The organism is Streptomyces sp. NPDC051582 (genome assembly GCF_040681715.1).
Classification (GTDB): Bacteria; Actinomycetota; Actinomycetes; order Streptomycetales; family Streptomycetaceae; genus Streptomyces.
Window position 1 is genome coordinate 63,507 of the sequence record NZ_JBFAZJ010000023.1, and the last position, 15,129, is coordinate 78,635.

Annotated in this window: 14 protein-coding genes; 5 read left to right on the forward strand and 9 right to left on the reverse strand. The window is 72.5% G+C overall.

Going from position 1 to position 15,129, the window contains the following annotated elements:
• Positions 1 to 152 precede the first annotated feature (152 nt).
• The gene (locus AB0M92_RS26945; protein WP_366104876.1) at positions 153 to 416 is read left to right on the forward strand and encodes a hypothetical protein; all 264 of its coding nucleotides are present in this window, start codon (positions 153 to 155) and stop codon (positions 414 to 416) included.
• 216 nt (positions 417 to 632) lie between these two features.
• Here the strand turns inward: AB0M92_RS26945 and AB0M92_RS26950 are convergent, their stop codons facing one another.
• Together AB0M92_RS26950 and AB0M92_RS26955 are read right to left on the reverse strand one after the other, a co-directional pair.
• Complete coding sequence (locus AB0M92_RS26950; protein ID WP_366104877.1) at positions 633 to 1,013, reverse strand: PPOX class F420-dependent oxidoreductase; 381 nt, start codon at positions 1,011 to 1,013, stop codon at positions 633 to 635.
• A gap of 291 nt (positions 1,014 to 1,304) precedes the next feature.
• The gene (locus tag AB0M92_RS26955) at positions 1,305 to 1,556 is read right to left on the reverse strand and encodes a helix-turn-helix transcriptional regulator (RefSeq protein ID WP_359175209.1); all 252 of its coding nucleotides are present in this window, start codon (positions 1,554 to 1,556) and stop codon (positions 1,305 to 1,307) included.
• A gap of 64 nt (positions 1,557 to 1,620) precedes the next feature.
• Between AB0M92_RS26955 and map the strand changes: the two genes are divergently transcribed.
• Positions 1,621 to 2,388: a type I methionyl aminopeptidase gene (map, locus tag AB0M92_RS26960; protein ID WP_366104878.1), complete on the forward strand. Its 768-nt coding sequence runs from the start codon at positions 1,621 to 1,623 to the stop codon at positions 2,386 to 2,388.
• 21 nt (positions 2,389 to 2,409) lie between these two features.
• On the opposite strand, the gene ggt is transcribed toward map, so the two are convergent.
• Positions 2,410 to 4,215, reverse strand: a complete 1,806-nt coding sequence (ggt, locus tag AB0M92_RS26965; RefSeq protein WP_366104879.1) for a gamma-glutamyltransferase — start codon at positions 4,213 to 4,215, stop codon at positions 2,410 to 2,412.
• Positions 4,216 to 4,335: 120 nt separating this feature from the next.
• Here ggt and AB0M92_RS26970 point away from each other — a divergent pair, with 120 nt between their 5' ends.
• Complete coding sequence (locus tag AB0M92_RS26970; RefSeq protein WP_366104880.1) at positions 4,336 to 5,061, forward strand: hypothetical protein; 726 nt, start codon at positions 4,336 to 4,338, stop codon at positions 5,059 to 5,061.
• Here AB0M92_RS26970 and AB0M92_RS26975 read toward each other — a convergent pair.
• The 6 genes from AB0M92_RS26975 to AB0M92_RS27000 form a co-directional block, all read right to left on the reverse strand.
• Positions 5,021 to 6,298 (reverse strand): cytochrome P450, encoded by a 1,278-nt coding sequence (locus tag AB0M92_RS26975; RefSeq protein ID WP_366104881.1) that lies wholly within the window; start codon positions 6,296 to 6,298, stop codon positions 5,021 to 5,023. The two genes, AB0M92_RS26970 and AB0M92_RS26975, sit on opposite strands and share 41 nt — an antisense overlap.
• A gap of 46 nt (positions 6,299 to 6,344) precedes the next feature.
• On the reverse strand, positions 6,345 to 6,854 hold the full coding sequence (locus tag AB0M92_RS26980; RefSeq protein WP_366104882.1) for a hypothetical protein: 510 nt from the start codon (positions 6,852 to 6,854) through the stop codon (positions 6,345 to 6,347).
• Entirely contained in the window at positions 6,851 to 8,293 is a 1,443-nt protein-coding gene (locus AB0M92_RS26985; protein WP_366104883.1) for a HAMP domain-containing sensor histidine kinase, read from the reverse strand. Before AB0M92_RS26985 ends, AB0M92_RS26980 begins: the two co-directional genes overlap by 4 nt.
• Entirely contained in the window at positions 8,290 to 8,973 is a 684-nt protein-coding gene (locus AB0M92_RS26990) for a response regulator transcription factor (protein WP_366104884.1), read from the reverse strand. Before AB0M92_RS26990 ends, AB0M92_RS26985 begins: the two co-directional genes overlap by 4 nt.
• 7 nt (positions 8,974 to 8,980) lie before the next feature.
• Complete coding sequence (gene murJ, locus AB0M92_RS26995) at positions 8,981 to 10,615, reverse strand: murein biosynthesis integral membrane protein MurJ (protein WP_366104945.1); 1,635 nt, start codon at positions 10,613 to 10,615, stop codon at positions 8,981 to 8,983.
• Between the two features lie 134 nt (positions 10,616 to 10,749).
• Complete coding sequence (locus AB0M92_RS27000; RefSeq protein WP_366104885.1) at positions 10,750 to 11,850, reverse strand: peptidoglycan bridge formation glycyltransferase FemA/FemB family protein; 1,101 nt, start codon at positions 11,848 to 11,850, stop codon at positions 10,750 to 10,752.
• Between the two features lie 328 nt (positions 11,851 to 12,178).
• On the opposite strand from AB0M92_RS27000, the gene AB0M92_RS27005 reads away from it, so the two are divergent.
• Together AB0M92_RS27005 and AB0M92_RS27010 are read left to right on the forward strand one after the other, a co-directional pair.
• Positions 12,179 to 13,378 carry an Ig-like domain-containing protein gene (locus AB0M92_RS27005; RefSeq protein ID WP_366104946.1) on the forward strand — a complete coding sequence of 400 codons (1,200 nt, stop codon included), beginning with the start codon at positions 12,179 to 12,181 and terminating at the stop codon, positions 13,376 to 13,378.
• A 121-nt stretch (positions 13,379 to 13,499) separates the two neighbouring features.
• Positions 13,500 to 15,101, forward strand: a complete 1,602-nt coding sequence (locus AB0M92_RS27010; protein WP_366104886.1) for a CocE/NonD family hydrolase — start codon at positions 13,500 to 13,502, stop codon at positions 15,099 to 15,101.
• The last annotated feature ends 28 nt before the right edge of the window (positions 15,102 to 15,129 follow it).

Consider the following 15,129-nt stretch of genomic DNA (forward strand, 5'->3'; position numbering starts at 1 on the left):
CCGGGCCACGGGTCGGCGGACCAGCCCGGCCCGGGCGGGCTCGTCTCCCGGCGGGCCGGGCCCGCGGACGCCGGCGGCCCGGCCGGGGCCGCTAAGACTCCGAGCCGGGCCACGAGGTCTTCCTGGCGGGAGGCGGCCCTGGCGGCGTCGTCGTGGACCCAGGCCAGTTCGCCGGTCAGCGCCTGCGCCTGCGCCGGGTCAGCGGTCGCGGCCAGGCGGGCCGTCAGGGTGCCGTTCGCCGCCTCCGCCACGGCTCGCTGCTCGGCGGCCGCCGCCAGCAGGGTCCGGAGTTCCTCCGCACCGCCGGGCAGCCGGTCCCACACCGTGACGGCCGCGGCCCGCAGCCGGGCCGCGTGCTCCCGCTCCCGCGCGGCGAACTCCGCGCCGCGCGCCCCCGCGAGGTCCCCGAGCAGTGACTCCACCACGTCCCAGGGCGGCATCGCGGCCCCCTCCAGGCAGGCCCGCAGGCCCTGCGGATCCCGGCGCAGAAACTCCCCGTACCAGCCCGTCCCCGGATCGAGTCTCTGTGCCAACCCCCTCAAATAGTCCGAGAGTTGACCGATCACCAGCGAAGTCGGGGTCTCCATGCCCGCATTGGACCCCACCCGCGTTACGGGCGGGCTACGGGCGCCTCAAACCTTGACGGCGATCGCGGTGTGCGGACGCTTCCCGCGCCGGGCCAGCGCGGCCGGCACGTCCACCGCCCAGAACTGCCACGTGTACTTCCGCGACATCAGCTTCCGCACCCGCCTCAGCCCCGCCTCGTCCAGCAGCCGCGCCTCGCCCTCCAGTACGGCCGCCCCTTCGGCGACCCGGCCCCGCACGTCGCAGGCGCTGAGCGCGACCCGCCCGTTGTTGCGGATCCGCTTCACCTTCCAGGAGTCGCTGCGCGTCCACACGTAGAGCTCGCCCCCGTCGGCCACCGCCCACACCGGCGTCGCCACGGGCGTGCCGTCCTTGCGGAACGTGGTGAGGCTGACGTACTTGCCCTGGTTCAGCTCGTCGAGAGTCATGCCCGGAGCCTACGACGGCGCCCGGGGCGCGGAGGGTCGCGTACCCGGATCCCGGGCGGACGCCCGGCCCGGCGGCGTCACGCAGACCGCGAGCAGCAGACCCGCCGCGAGCAGGGCGCCGAGGAGGGCGAAACCGAGTCGTTGGGAAGCGTTCGAGGAGGGCACGCCTTCACGCCTGCCCCGTGCCGGCGTGCTCCCACCGCCGATTGGGCCGTTCGGCCCGCCGGCCCCGCCCGAAAGAAACCGCAGGTCCGCGGCCCGGGCGGCGCTTCAGGCGGACCCGCCGGAAGCTCAGGCCGGAGCGAACGCGCAGCGGCGCAGCACGTCGTCCAGGGACAGCCCGAGCGCTTCGGCGAGGGCGGCCACGGTGAAGAAGGCGGGGGTCGGCGCGCGGCCGGTCTCGATCTTGCGCAGGGTCTCCGCGGACAGACCGGCGCTCGCCGCGACCTCGACCATGCTGCGGCCGCCGCGGGCCTCGCGCAGCAGCGCGCCGAGGCGCTCGCCGCGCTCGCGCTCTTCGGGGGTGAGAGGGGTACGGACCATGCCCGCATCCTACCCCCTTGACCAATAACTATCCCGTTAAAGTTATACCGGTATAGTTATTGGCATGGTGGAACTGAAGACAGAAGAATCGATCAACGAGATGCGCGCCCCCGGCCGGGTCGTCGCGCGGGCCCTGGCCGCCGTCCGGCAGGCCGCCCACGCAGGGGTGTCCCTGCTGGAGCTGGACGAGGCGGCCCGCGCGGTACTGGCCGAGGCCGGCGCGAGCTCGCCCTTCCTCGGCTACCGGCCGCACTTCGCGCCGGTGCCCTTCCCCGGGGTCATCTGCGCCTCGGTCAACGACGCGATCGTGCACGGAGTCCCCGACGGCTACCGGCTCCGCGACGGGGACCTGGTCAGCATCGACTGCGGGGCGGAGCTGGGCGGCTGGGTCGGGGACGCGGCGGTCAGCTTCACCGTGGGCCGCCCCCGCCCCGCCGACGTACGGCTGATCGAGACCGCCGAGGCGGCCCTCGCCGCCGGCATCGCCGCCGCGCGCCCCGGCAACCGGATCGGCGACATCGCCCACGCCATCGGCACGGTCTGCCGCTCCGCCGGGTACGGGATCATGGAGGACTTCGGCGGCCACGGCGTGGGCCGCACCATGCACGAGGACCCGGGCGTGCCCAACGAGGGCCGACCGGGGCGCGGCATGCAGCTGCGCCCCGGCATGGTCCTCGCGATCGAGCCGATGCTGATCGCGGGCGGCACCGACGACTACCGGTGCGACGGTGACGGCTGGACCCTGCGGACCGTCGACGGCAGCCGCGCCGCGCACACGGAACACACGGTCGCGATCACCGCAGAAGGCCCGAGGATCCTCACCGCCCTCTGAGTCACCTGGAGCTGGCGGGCCCTACGGTTTTCCGTACGGGTGGACCACCATCGCCGAGCCCCCGCCCCTGCGGCTCGTCTCGGCGGCGGCGAGCCAGCGGCCGTCCGGGAGCCGCTGGACCCCGGTCGCCGCGCCGATCTCCGGGTTCTGCCGGAAACCCTGGCCCAGCGCCTCCAGTCGGCCCCGCAGCGGGCTGTTCCACAGCCCCGGCTCCAGCTCGGTGGTGGTCTGGTTGCGCTGGCTGGCCCGCGGCGCCGCGATGGCGTCGACCAGCGGCAGCCCCCGGTCGAGGTGCCCGATCAGGGTCTGCAGGACGGTGGTGATGATGGTGGCACCGCCCGGGGAGCCCACCGCGAGCACCGGACGCCCGTGCTCCAGCACGATGGTCGGGGACATGGACGAGCGCGGCCGCTTGCCGGGGCCGGGCAGGTTCGGGTCCGGGACCCCGGGGGCGGCCGGGGCGAAGGAGAAGTCGGTCAGCTCGTTGTTGAGCAGGAACCCGCGGCCCGGGACGGTGATCGCGCTGCCGCCGGTGGACTCGATGGTCAGGGTGTACGAGACGACGTTGCCCCAGCGGTCGGCGACCGTCAGGTGCGTGGTGTTCTCCCCCTCGTACGTGGTCGGGGCGGCCTGCCCGGAGCCGGCGCAGGCCACCGGGTGGCGCGGGTCGCCGGGGGCCAGCGGGCTGGTCAGGGTACGGTCCGGGGCGATCAGGCAGCCGCGCGAGTCGGCGAACCGCTGCGAGAGCAGTTCCCGGGTGGGCACGTTCTCGGCGGCCGGGTCGCCGACCCAGCGGCCGCGGTCGGCGAAGGAGATCCGCGAGGCCTCGATGAACCGGTGCAGGTACTGGGTCTCGGACAGCTTCGACAGGTCGGTGCGCTCCAGGATGTTGAGCGCCTCGCCGACGGTGGTGCCGCCCGAGGAGGAGGGCGCCATGCTGTACACGTCGAGGCCGCGGTAGCCCACCTGGGTCGGGGCCTGCCGCTTGGTCCCGTACGCGCGCAGGTCGCCGGTGGTCAGGTCGCCGGAGCGGACGATCCGGGTGGCGGCCGGGGCCACGGGGGGCTTGCGGACGGCCCGTACGATGTCCTCGCCGATCGGCCCCCGGTAGAGCGCCCCGGTGCCCGCCCGCCCCAGCTCGGCGTACGTGGCCGCCAGGTCGGGATTCTTGAAGGTGGAGCCGACCACCGGCAGCGCCCCGCCCGGCAGGAACAGCTTCGCGGTGTCCGGGAAGTCCTTGAACCGGTCCTGGTTGAGCTCGGTCTGGGCGCGGAACGTCGGATCGACGGTGAACCCGTCGCGCGCCAGTTTCTCGGCGGGCTTCAGCATCTGGGAGAGCGAGCGGGTGCCCCAGGCGTCCAGGGCGCTCTTCCAGGTGGCCGGGGTGCCGGGGACGCCGACGCTGCGGCCGCTGGTCTGGCCCTGCTCGAACGGGATGGGGACCCCGTTCTCCTGGAACAGGGTCTGCGTCGCCGTGGCGGGCGCGGTCTCGCGGCCGTCGATGGTCTGCACCCGGCGGGACTTGGCGTCGTAGTAGACGAAGTAGCCGCCTCCGCCGATTCCGGCCGAGTACGGCTCGGTGACCCCGAGCGCGGCGGCCGTGGCGACGGCCGCGTCCACGGCGTTGCCGCCGGAGCGCAGGACCGCGATGCCGGCGGCCGAGGCGTCGGCGTCGACACTGGCGACGGCCCCGCCGTACCCGGCGGCGACGGGGACCTTCGCGGGAGCACCGCCCGCGGAGTCCGACGGCGGGGCCGCCGCGCCGGTGGACACCAGCGCTCCGGCGAGGGCGACGAGCGCTAACTGACGTGTGGCGGAACGACGCATCCGAACCTCCAGTCGACGGCCCGTCACACCCCACCGGACGGGCCTGAACCCTGACTCGGCACTGTAACTTCACCGCACCCCCCGCGTCAGGAAGACGTGGTGCGGGCTAGCATCCGGCGCATGAACGACGACGTGCGCAACATCGTGCTCGGGGTGGTGGCCACCGCGATCAGCGGCGGGTTCGGCTGGTTCTCCCGGACCTATCTGTGGCGCCGTACGCTGCGCCGCAAGCAGGCCTTCTTCGGCCTGCCCACCGGCTCCGACTGCCTGTTCGTGGTCAACCGGCAGATGGGCGGCACGGAGGGGTCGGTGCACCGCAACGACGCCTTCGCGCTGCTGGAGATATCCGCCCTGATCAAGGACTGCGGGGCCAATCTCCAGATCGTCTCCCACGATTGCGTCCGCCAAGGCTTCGGCGAGCGCGCCGAGTTCTGCGTGGGCGGGCCGATATCCAACGCGCGGACGGCGGCGCACCTGGCCTCGATGCTGCCCGGGGTCCGGGTCGACCTGTCCAGGGATCCGGGTCCGGACCGCGGGGCGATCCACGTCGGTGAGGAGATGTACCGCTGGGAGAAGGGCCAGATCGACCACGTGCTGCTGGCCCGGCTGACGGCCGGGCCGGGCAGCCGCCCGGTGTTCCTGATCTCCGGGCAGACCGCGATCAGCAATCAGGCGGGCGCGCGCTATCTGGCCCGCCACCACCAGGACTTGGCGCGCCGCTACCGCGGGGACTCCTTCTGCGTGGTGCTCAAGGTCAACAACTCCGACGCCTACGGCCCGGACGTGGTCGACCTGTTGGCGGACGTCACCCGGCAGGCCCGGACACCCGCAGTGGAAGCCGTGTGATCCCGTTGATGAAGTTCGACACCAACCGGCGTGGCGGGCCTGCGAGTTCCGGAGCGGGCATGGCGGCGCGCCACTCCTCGTAGAGCACGCGCAGCTGGAGCCGGGCGAAGTGGGCGCCCAGGCACACGTGCGGTCCGTCGCCGAACGACACGTGCGGGTTGGGCGTCCGGCCGAGGTCGAGGCGCCCGGGGTCGGTGAAGACGCGCTCGTCGTGGTTGGCGGAGGCGTGGAAGACCACCACCTTGTCCCCGGCCCGGACCGGCCGTCCGGCGAGCTCGGTGTCGACGGCGGCGGTGCGCCGGAAGCTGAGCACCGGCGGGTGGACGCGCAGCAGTTCGTCCACCGCGCCGTGCACCGGTACCCGGCCGTCGGCGAGCTGCCGGTACGCGTCCGGGTCGCGGGCCAGCGCGAGCAGACCGCCGGGGGCGGCGGCGCGCACGGTGTCGTTGCCCGCGACGGTGAGCAGGAAGAAGAACATCTCCAGCTCGGCCGGGTCCAGTCCGGCCCCGGCGAGCGCGGTCATCACGTCGTCGCCGGGGTGCGCGCGCTTGTGGGAGGCCAGTTCTCGGGCGTACCCGAACATCTCGCCGAGCAGGGCCGGGGAGCGCGGGTTGACGGGTTTGCCGTCGGGGCCGAGCAGGGGCGCGGGCGCGTCCTCGGGGTCCTGGTAGCCGATGACCCGTACGGTCCACTCCAGCAGCAGGCCCCGGTCGGCGGCCGGGACGCCCAGCAGGTCGGTCAGGTTGAGCAGCGCGTACTCGTCGGTGACCGCGGCGACCAGGTCGGCGGCGCCGTCCTCGGCCCCGTCCCGGGCGGCGGCCAGCAGCGTACGGGCCCGCTCGCGGACCCGGCCGGTGAAGGCGTCGACGCGGGCGGGGGTGAAGGCGCGGGAGACCAGCCGGCGCAGCCGCCCGTGGTCGCCCTCCCCCTCCCCGCGGCGCGGGTCCTGGTTGAGCATGGTGCGCCGCAGGAACGGCAGGTCGGCGGGGTCGGGATCGCGGATCTGGGTGGCGCCGAGCCAGGATGAGTACGTGACGTGGTCGCGCAGGACCCGGACCACGTCGGCGTGCCGGGTGACGGCCAGGAATCCGGGCCCGGCGGGCCAGCCGGCGATCTCGGGTTCCGCCTGCCGGGCCACCGGGTGGTGGTCGCGCAGCAGCCGGTAGCTCTCGTACGGGATCCCGGCGCCGTAGATCCGGGGGTCGAACACGTCGGGCACGTACGGGGCGGTGTCCATGGGGCCACGGTGGCGGGAGGAGCCGTCCCGCCGCAAGGGGCACCTCCTACTGGTCGAGCTCGCAGCGGGCGGGGCCGATGTCGGCGTCCGGGCCGAGCAGCACCACCTTGTAGTTCGGTTCGGTGGAGGCGATCGTGCACACCAGCTGCCGGCGGGCCGTTTCTGAGAGGGTTCCCACCTTGAACGGCAGGCCGACCCCGATGGTGTCGTCCGACAGCATGCTGGTCCCGGCGCCGGCGCCCTGCTTCTTGATGTCGAGAGGGGGCAGCCGGGTCTCCAGCCCCGCGGCCCGCGCCTCTTCGCCGGGGCCGACGAGCAGCTTGATGAGGATCGCGGCCGTCGACTGCGAGGGCTGGTCCCGGTCGGGCACGGGGAACAGCCGGTCGTCGGCGGTCACGAAGTACACCGTCCCCTTGGTGTGGGGGTCGGGATAGACCACCTTCGCGGCGGCCCCGCTCTCGATGACCCCGGTGGACTTGATCCCGCAGCCCGTGAGCACCGCCGCGCCCAGCACCAGGGCGGCGGTGGCGGCCGCGGCCGCCCGTATCCGGGTCATGCGTCGGCCTCCAGGGGCATGTCGAGCGTGAACACCGCTCCCCCGGCGGCGCCGTTCGCGGCGTGCAGGGTACCGCCGTGCAGCCGGACGTTCTCCAGGGTGATGGCGAGGCCGAGGCCGCTGCCCGCGGAGCGCGTACGGGCGGCGTCGGCCTTGAAGAACCGGTCGAAGATGTGCGGCAGCACCTCGGGGGCGATGCCGGGACCGCTGTCGGCGACCTCGATCAGCAGCCGGGGGCCGTCGGGCCGCGGCTGCGTGCGCACGGCGACGCGGACGGGGGCGCCGCCGTGCCGCAGGGCGTTGCCGACGAGGTTGGCGAGGACCACGTCGAAGCGGCGCGGGTCGAGCCGGGCGCGGACCTGCGAGGGCAGGTCGGTGAGCACGCGCTCGTCGTCCCAGTGGCGGCGTTCGAGGGTCTTGCGCACGGCCTCGGCGATGTCCACGTCGTCGAGGTTGAGCTCGGCCGCGCGGGCGTCGAAACGGGAGATCTCCATGAGGTCCTCCACGAGGACGGCCAGCTTGCCGGTCTCGGCGCTGACCAGCCTGAGGGCGGCGGCCGTGTCGGGGTCGAGGCGCTCGGCCTCCTCGTCCAGGACCTCGGTGACGGCGAGCATCCCGGCCAGCGGGGTGCGCAGTTCGTGGGAGACGTCCGAGGCGAAGCGGCGGGCCCGGACCTCGGCGTCCCGCAGCTCGCTCACCGACTGTTCGAGGGCGCCGGCGGTCTCGTTGAAGGTGCGGGCGAGTCCGGCGAGCTCGTCGGAGCCGCGGACCTCGATGCGCGTGTCCAGGCGGCCGCGGCCCATGCTCTGGGCGGCGCGGCGCATGTCCCGTACGGGGCGCAGCACGCTGCGCGCGGCCAGCAGGGCGGGGACGATGGCGATGGCGAGGCCCGGAACGGCGCCGCGCTTGGCGGCTTCGACCATGGCGTCGACCGTGTTCCCCTCGGTGGAGAGGGACATCGTCGCGAAGAGGACCAGGCCGGTGGGTTCCCGGGCCTCGTTGTGGAGGAAGACGGCCGGCATGCCGACGGCGAGGTACGGGGTGCCGTTGGCCCCGGTGACCCGCTGGAAGGCGGCGTGCGGATGGGCCGCGACCTTGCGGCGCAGCTCCTCGGTGACCACGGTGGAGGTGGGCGCGCTGGTGCTGGAGGCCCGCAGGTTGCCGTACTCGCCGAAGACGTTCCAGGGGTTCGGTTTGCCCTTCTTCCCCAGGTCGTTGACGACCCGCTGGAGCTGGGCCTGGTCCAGCGGCAGGTCGAGGGGCAGCGTCTCCACCTGGTCGCGCAGGGTGCTGACCGCGGTGTCCTGGCTCTGTTTGAGGACCGCCGTGCGGGCCTGCTGGTAGGTCAGCGTGGCCGTGGTGACGGCGCTGATGGCGGCGACCAGCAGGAAGGCCGCGATCAGGCGGGTGCGCAGCCCGAGCGGCGCGATGCGCCTCACAGCGGGCCGAAGCGGTAGCCGAAGCCGCGGACGGTCTGGATGTAGCGGGGGCTGCCCGCCGGGTCTTCGACCTTGGTGCGCAGGCGGCGCACGCAGGCGTCCACGAGCCGGGCGTCGGCGTGGTAGCTGTGGTCCCACACGTACTCCAGGAGCTGCTGGCGGGAGAAGACCTGTTCGGGCGAGGCGGACAGGTGCAGCAGGAGCTTGATCTCGCTGGGGGCCAGGGGGACGCGCTCACCGTTCTTGGCGACGCTCAGCCCGGCCCGGTCGATGGCGAGCTCTCCGTGGAACTCGATCTCGGGGCGGCTGCCGGCCGGGGCTCCGAGGCGGCGCAGCACGGCCTTGATGCGGGCCTCGATGACCTCGGTGCGGGCGGGTTTGACGATGTAGTCGTCGGCGCCCGCTTCGAGGCCGACGACTATGTCGAAGTCGTCGCCGCGGGCGGTCAGCATGATGATCGGGAGCTGGCTGGTCTCGCGGATGCGGCGGCAGACCTGTACGCCGTTCATCCCGGGCAGCATGAGGTCGAGCAGGACCAGCTCCGGCATGAAGGTGCCCATCAGCGCGAGGCCCGCCTCGCCGGTTTCGGCGGCGCTGACTTCGTGGCCGCGCCTGCGCAGGCCGAGGCCCACCCCTTCACGGATGGAAGGGTCGTCCTCGATCAGCAGTACGCGTGGCATCAGGTCATTATCCAGGGTGGCTCGAACGTTCTTGCTCCTGCTGACGGCCGAACTTGCGCCGCAGCGGGGCCAGCAGGTCGGTGATCTCCGTGAGGCCGAGCGGTCCGGCGAGGAGGACGACGACGAGCGCGAGCGCCGCGGTTCCCGCGCCGACGGCGGCGAAGTCGCCGAGCCCGTCGGCGGCCCGGGCGGCCGCGTACCCGGCGGCGGCCCCGGGCAGACAGGCGGTCAGCATCCGCAGGTGGGTGCGGACGGCGGTGGCGCGGCGCTGCGTACGGGTCCCGGTACGCGGGCCGAGCCTGCGGGCGAGGGTGTGCGCGGTGACCGCGAGGCCCGCGAACAGGGCGACGGAGTAGGCGCCGGCCATGCCGGTGACCGCCCAGCGCGGGGGCAGCAGCAGGTAGGCGGCGGCGGACAGCCCTGCGTTCAGGGCGGCGATGACCAGGTTCAGGAAGAAGGGGGTCCGGGTGTCCGAGAGCGCGTAGAAGGCGCGCGAGAGGACGTACTGCCCGGAGAAGGCGATCAGGCCGGGGGCGAAGGCGATCAGCATGCCGGCCATGACCTCGGTGTCGGCGTCGCCCGTGCGCCCGTACCCGAAGACGCTGCCCATCACCCAGGGGGCGAGGGCGGCGAACAGCGCGGCGGCGGGGACGACGAGGGCCGCGCTGGAGCGCAGCGCGTACGACACGTCCCGGCGGATCGCGCCGAGCTCGCCGTCGGCCGCGGCCGCGCTCATCCGGGGCATCAGGGCGGTCACGAGGGAGACGGTGATGATGCCCTGCGGGACGATCCACAGCTGGTAGGCGTTGCTGTAGGCGGTGTACCCGGCGCCGCCCGCGAGCCCGGCCTCCACGGCCCGGTGCCCGGTGGCGGTGGAGAGCCTGGTGACGACCCAGTAGCCGATCTGGTTGGTGAAGACGAGCATGACCAGCCAGCCCGCGTTGCGCAGCGGGCGGGCGAGGCCTTGGCCGCGCCAGTCGAAGCGGGGGCGCCAGCGGAAGCGGGCGGCGCGCAGCGAGGGGATCAGGGCGAGGGCCTGGACGACGATGCCGGCGGTGGTGCCGAGGCCCAGCAGGCGGGCCTCGCCGGCGGTCAGGCCGTCGGGGGCGCCGTGGGAGAGGTACAGGAAGAGCCCGAAGACGCCGATGATCACGAAGTTGTTGAGGACCGGGGTCCACATCATCGCGCCGAACCGGCCGCGGGCGTTGAGCACCTGGCCGAGCAGGGTGAACAGCCCGTAGAAGAGGATCTGCGGCAGGCAGTACCGGGCCAGCGCGACGGTGGTGCTCGCCTGGCTGCCGGTGTACGGGGTGTACGCGGCGACGATCAACGGCGCGGCCAGCACGGCGACGGCGGTCAGGACGACGAGCGCCGCGGTGCAGGCGGTCAGCAGCCGGTCGGTGTAGGCGGCCCCGCCGTCCTGGTGCTCTTTCGCGGCCCGGACCAGCTCGGGGACGAAGACCGCGTTGAGCGCGCCGCCGATGAGCAGCATGTACAGGATGTTCGGGACGGTGTTGGAGACGGCGTAGCTGTCGCCGAGCAGGCCGGTGCCGAGCGCGGCGACGACGACGGCGGAACGGACGAATCCGGTGGCGCGGGAGACGATCGAGCCGGCCGCCATGAGCGCGCCGCTGCGCAGCACGGAGGTTTTGCCCGCTGCCGTGCCCGAGGTGCCTGCGGCGCCTGACGTGTCCGTGCCCTCGGCGTCGGCGGATGCCGGGTCGGCGGGCGCCGGGTCCGCCGTCGCTGCGGTGGTCTGCCTGGTGTCCGTGCTGGTCACCGGCGGGCCATGTACGCCTGGAAGGCCTTGTAGAGCGCCGTGTTGGCGTATCCGTCCATGGGGGTCTCCCACTCGCCGAGCGTTTCGACTACCTGCCCGCCGGTGCCGAGCTTCCAGCGCAGCAGCCCGAAAGAACGTTCGTCGGGGTCAAGAGTGGAGGGTACCCCGCGCATGTCGTACTCGTGGGCTCCGAGCTCGTGGGCGTCGCACATCATGTGCCACTGGAGCGCGTTGCTGGGGCGGACGTCGCGGCGGTGGTCGGCGGAGGCGCCGGTCTGGTACCAGACCCGGTTCCCGGCCACGATCATGGTGTGCGCGGCGAGGATCTCGCCCTCGTGGACGCCGAGGTAGAGGCGCATCCGGCCGGGTGCCTCGGCGTTGAGGACCTCGTACTGCTGCTCGTAGTACGCGAGCGAGCGGCCGAGGCGGAAGCCGTCGCGCTCCTCGGTGATGCGCAGCAGCCGGTAGAACTCGGGCAGGTCGGCGGCGGAGCCGATGAAGGTCTGCACGCCGGCCTTCTCGGCCTTGCGGACGTTGCGCCGCCACTCCTGGTTCAGGCCCGACCACAGCTCCTCGACGGAGCGGCCGGCGAGCGGTACGCGAAAGACGTGGCGGGGCTGGGCGTCGCCGTCGTCCTCGCCGCCGCAGCGCTTCCAGCCCCGGGTGCGCAGCCGGTCGGCGAGGGCGGCGCCGACCGGGTCGACCTCGGTGGCGAGTACGTCGGATATCTGCCGGCCCGCTCCGGTGGCGGCCTTGACGGCGGCGGCGTCCCAGCGGCGGTAGGCGGGGGTGGGCCCGATCCGCACGGCGAAGGCGCCGGCCGCGCGCAGGTGGCGCTTGAGGGGGTCCAGCCACCGGTCGATGTGCGGGTCGGACCAGTCGGCGACGGGGCCCTCGGGGAGGTACGCGAAGTATTTCCGGGTGCCGGGGAATTGGCGGTAGAGGATCAGGCCGGCGCCGGCCATTTCCCCGTCGGGGTAGTGCCATCCGACCCTTTCCGAGCGCCAAAGGTCCTTTACCTCGGCCCAGGAGGGGTACTGCAGAAAGCTCGCGTTCCGGTTACGCGAAAGGAAGGCCTGGTATTCCGGTACGGACATCGGACGCACTCTCAGCTCCCGCTCCGGGGACTGGTTTCGCTGGGCGGGGGTCACGAGCAGTGCGCACACGGCGATTCGGCCTTCCTGTACGTCCGGAGGATGGGGGACGCACAGGACTCTCACAGGAGTCCGTGACCGGCGTGCGCGGCGATTGTGACCGGACGATGACCGTTTCGCTGCGGTCGACGTCACAAGAGAAAGTCGGAACTTTTCGCCGGATTGTGCAACCTACAGTCGTGCCGTCCGCATCTCCATTTGCGAACGATCATTACTTGGAGGGGTTTCGTTGAGCCGCACACGCCGTACCGCACGCAGTCGTCGCCACGCCATGCTGGCCGGGACCGCACTCATGGCCGCCGCGCTGACCGCCTGCGGGGGCGGTTCGGGCGGTGACGCGAAGGGCTCCGGCACCGCGGACGCGAAGAAGAAGCCGGACATGGCGATATCCGTGAACCTCACGGGCGATCAGGCCAAGCCCGGCGAGCCGGTGAAGGTGACCCTCGCCGACGGGAAGCTGGCCCTGGTCAAGGTGTCCGACGGGAAGGGCGGTGAGCTGCCCGGCAAGATAGCCGACGACGGCAAGACCTGGACCTCCGAGCGCAACGCCTCGCCGGGCACGGACTACAAGGTCGAGGCGCAGAACACCGAGAGCCAGAACGCGAGCGCCCAGTTCAAGACGGTCGCCGCGGACAAGGTGAACAAGGTCACGATCAACCCGGGCAAGGCCAACCCGGTGGTGGGCATCGCCCAGCCGGTCTCGATCGTCTTCGACAACCCGGTCAAGAACAAGGCCGAGGTCGAGAAGCACCTGAAGGTCACCACCTCGAACAACACCGAGGGCTCCTGGGGCTGGTTCAAGGACTACACCGGCAACGACCGGGTGGACTGGCGGCCGAAGGAGTACTGGAAGTCCGGCACCGACGTGAAGGTCGAGATGAACCTCAACGGGGTGGACTCGGGCCAGGGCGGCGGGATGTTCGTCAAGGACTACAACACCGAGTTCAAGATCGGCAAGGACCGCCGGCTCCAGGTGAACCTCGACACCCACAAGATGACGGTGACCGAGGACGGTCAGGCCGTGAAGACCATCCCGATCTCGGCCGGCACGCCCGGCGGGCAGAAGGCCTCCTGGCTGGGGAAGATGGTGCTGATGTCCAAGGAGGGCACCATCCGGATGGACTCCCAGACGGTGGGCCTGGGTGACTCCTACGACAAGATGGTCGACTACTCGATGCGGGTGACCTGGTCGGGCATGTACATCCACGCCGCCCCGTGGAACAACGGCAACTTCGGCCGGGCCAACACCAGTTCCGGCTGCGTGGGCATGAGCGACGCCAACGCGAAGGACCTGTTCGCCGAGGCCCAGGTCGGCGACCTGGTCGAGGTCGCCGGCGACGGTTCCAAGGGCAAGGCCGACATCGGCAACGGTTACGGCGAGTGGAACCTGTCCTGGGACGAATGGAAGGCCAAGAGCGCCCTGGCCGGCGGCGCCCCGGGCGGCGCGAGCTCCACTCCCCAGAACGGCTGATCCGCGCACTTGACATACGGCCAATCGTTACCGCCGCGTAACTTACCGGCGGGTTACCTCCGGTAAGCCCCTCCCGTTACCGTCGGGTCACTTTGACACCGGCGCACGCGAGGAGCGATCGATGGTCCGCACCGCCCGCACCACCAGCAGCACCGCGGCCGCCGTGGCGGCCGTACTCGCGGCAACCGCCCTGGGCCTGGCCCCCCACCAGGCCCAGGCGGCGCCCGCCCCCGCCGCGGCGGCGGCTTCGTCGGCCCCGTCCGACCTCCGCTTCCACGACATCCCCGGCTCCGGCGGCATCACCCTCAAGGGCAATGTCTTCACCCCGGCCGGCGCGCAGTCCGGCCGGACGTACCCGCTCGTCGTCCTGCCCACCAGCTGGGGCATGCCGCAGATCGAATACGTCGCCCAGGCCAAGAAGCTCGCCGACGACGGCTACGTCGTCGTCAGCTACACCTCCCGCGGCTTCTGGCTCTCCGGCGGCGAGATCGAGGTCGCCGGCCCGCCCGACACCGCCGACGTCTCCGCCGTCATCGACTGGGCCCTGGCCAACACCCCCGCCGACGCGGACCACATCGGTCTGGGCGGGGTCTCCTACGGCGCGGGCATCAGCCTCCTGGCCGCCGCGCACGATCCCCGGATCAAGGCCGTGGTCGCGCTCAGCGGCTGGGCCGACATCATCGAGTCGATCTACTCGGGCCGCACCCAGCACCTCCAGGCCGCGGCCCTGCTCGGCGGCGCCGGATACCTCACCGGCCGGCCGGGCCCCGAACTGGGGCAGATCCTCGGCGACTTCCTCGGCTCCCGGCTGGACCGGGAGCCGCAGATGATCGAGTGGGGCAGGAAGCGCTCGGCCGCGGAGCAGGTCGACGAGATCAACGCCAACGGCGCCGCGATCATGCTGGGCAACGCCTGGGGCGACACCATCTTCCCGCCCAACCAGTACGCGGCCTTCTACGAGAAGCTGACCGGCCCCAAGCGCCTGGAGTTCCGCCCCGGCGACCACGCCACCGCCGAGGGCACCGGCCTGCTCGGACTGCCCAACGACACCTGGACCAACGCCCACCGCTGGTTCGACCGCTACCTCAAGGGCGAGCGCAACGGCGTGGACACCGAGGCCCCGGTGCAGATCAAGTCCCGCAGCAACGAGGGCTACGAGGGCTACGCCGACTGGAAGTCGGTCGGCGCCGGCGGCACCGAGAAGCTCCCGCTCTCCGACAGCGAGCACCTGTTCACAGGCGTCGACTCGGGCGCCGACGGCGGCGTCGTCTTCCTCTCCAGCATCCTCGACCAGCTGGTCAAGGCGCCCCCGACCGCCTCCATCCCGCTCCTCCCCCGCGCCTTCGCCGCCGTGTGGCAGTCCCCGCGCCAGGAGGCCGAACGCCGCATCCGCGGCACCGTGAAGCTGCACACCACCGTCACCCCCACCGCCGCGGACGGCACGTTCGTCGCCTACCTCTACGACGTCGGCCCGCTCGGCATCGGCAAGCTGGTCAGCAACGCCCCGTACACCTTCCACGACAAGCCCCGGGGCCGGGCCTTCGGCGTGGACCTGGAGCTGTTCTCCACCGCCTACGACGTGCCCGAGGGCCACCGGCTCGCCCTCGTGATCGACACCGTCGACCCCCTCTACATCGAGCACAACCCCACCGGCGCGCAGCTGACCTTCTCCTCGCCGCGCACCGATCCCTCGTACGTATCGGTACCTCTGCGCGAGGAGTGATCTGCGACTGCTGCCGGGCGGGGCGGCT

What these genes read in the sequence shown, in the direction of transcription:
- AB0M92_RS26950 (WP_366104877.1), bottom strand. Translation starts at nt 1,013, where the DNA reads ATGACTCTCGACGAGCTGAACCAGGGCAAGTACGTCAGCCTCACCACG.
- AB0M92_RS26955 (WP_359175209.1), bottom strand. Translation starts at nt 1,556, where the DNA reads ATGGTCCGTACCCCTCTCACCCCCGAAGAGCGCGAGCGCGGCGAGCGC.
- map (WP_366104878.1), top strand. Translation starts at nt 1,621, where the DNA reads ATGGTGGAACTGAAGACAGAAGAATCGATCAACGAGATGCGCGCCCCC.
- ggt (WP_366104879.1), bottom strand. Translation starts at nt 4,215, where the DNA reads ATGCGTCGTTCCGCCACACGTCAGTTAGCGCTCGTCGCCCTCGCCGGA.
- AB0M92_RS26970 (WP_366104880.1), top strand. Translation starts at nt 4,336, where the DNA reads ATGAACGACGACGTGCGCAACATCGTGCTCGGGGTGGTGGCCACCGCG.
- AB0M92_RS26975 (WP_366104881.1), bottom strand. Translation starts at nt 6,298, where the DNA reads ATGGACACCGCCCCGTACGTGCCCGACGTGTTCGACCCCCGGATCTAC.
- AB0M92_RS26980 (WP_366104882.1), bottom strand. Translation starts at nt 6,854, where the DNA reads ATGACCCGGATACGGGCGGCCGCGGCCGCCACCGCCGCCCTGGTGCTG.
- AB0M92_RS26990 (WP_366104884.1), bottom strand. Translation starts at nt 8,973, where the DNA reads ATGCCACGCGTACTGCTGATCGAGGACGACCCTTCCATCCGTGAAGGG.
- AB0M92_RS27000 (WP_366104885.1), bottom strand. Translation starts at nt 11,850, where the DNA reads ATGTCCGTACCGGAATACCAGGCCTTCCTTTCGCGTAACCGGAACGCG.
- AB0M92_RS27005 (WP_366104946.1), top strand. Translation starts at nt 12,179, where the DNA reads ATGCTGGCCGGGACCGCACTCATGGCCGCCGCGCTGACCGCCTGCGGG.
- AB0M92_RS27010 (WP_366104886.1), top strand. Translation starts at nt 13,500, where the DNA reads ATGGTCCGCACCGCCCGCACCACCAGCAGCACCGCGGCCGCCGTGGCG.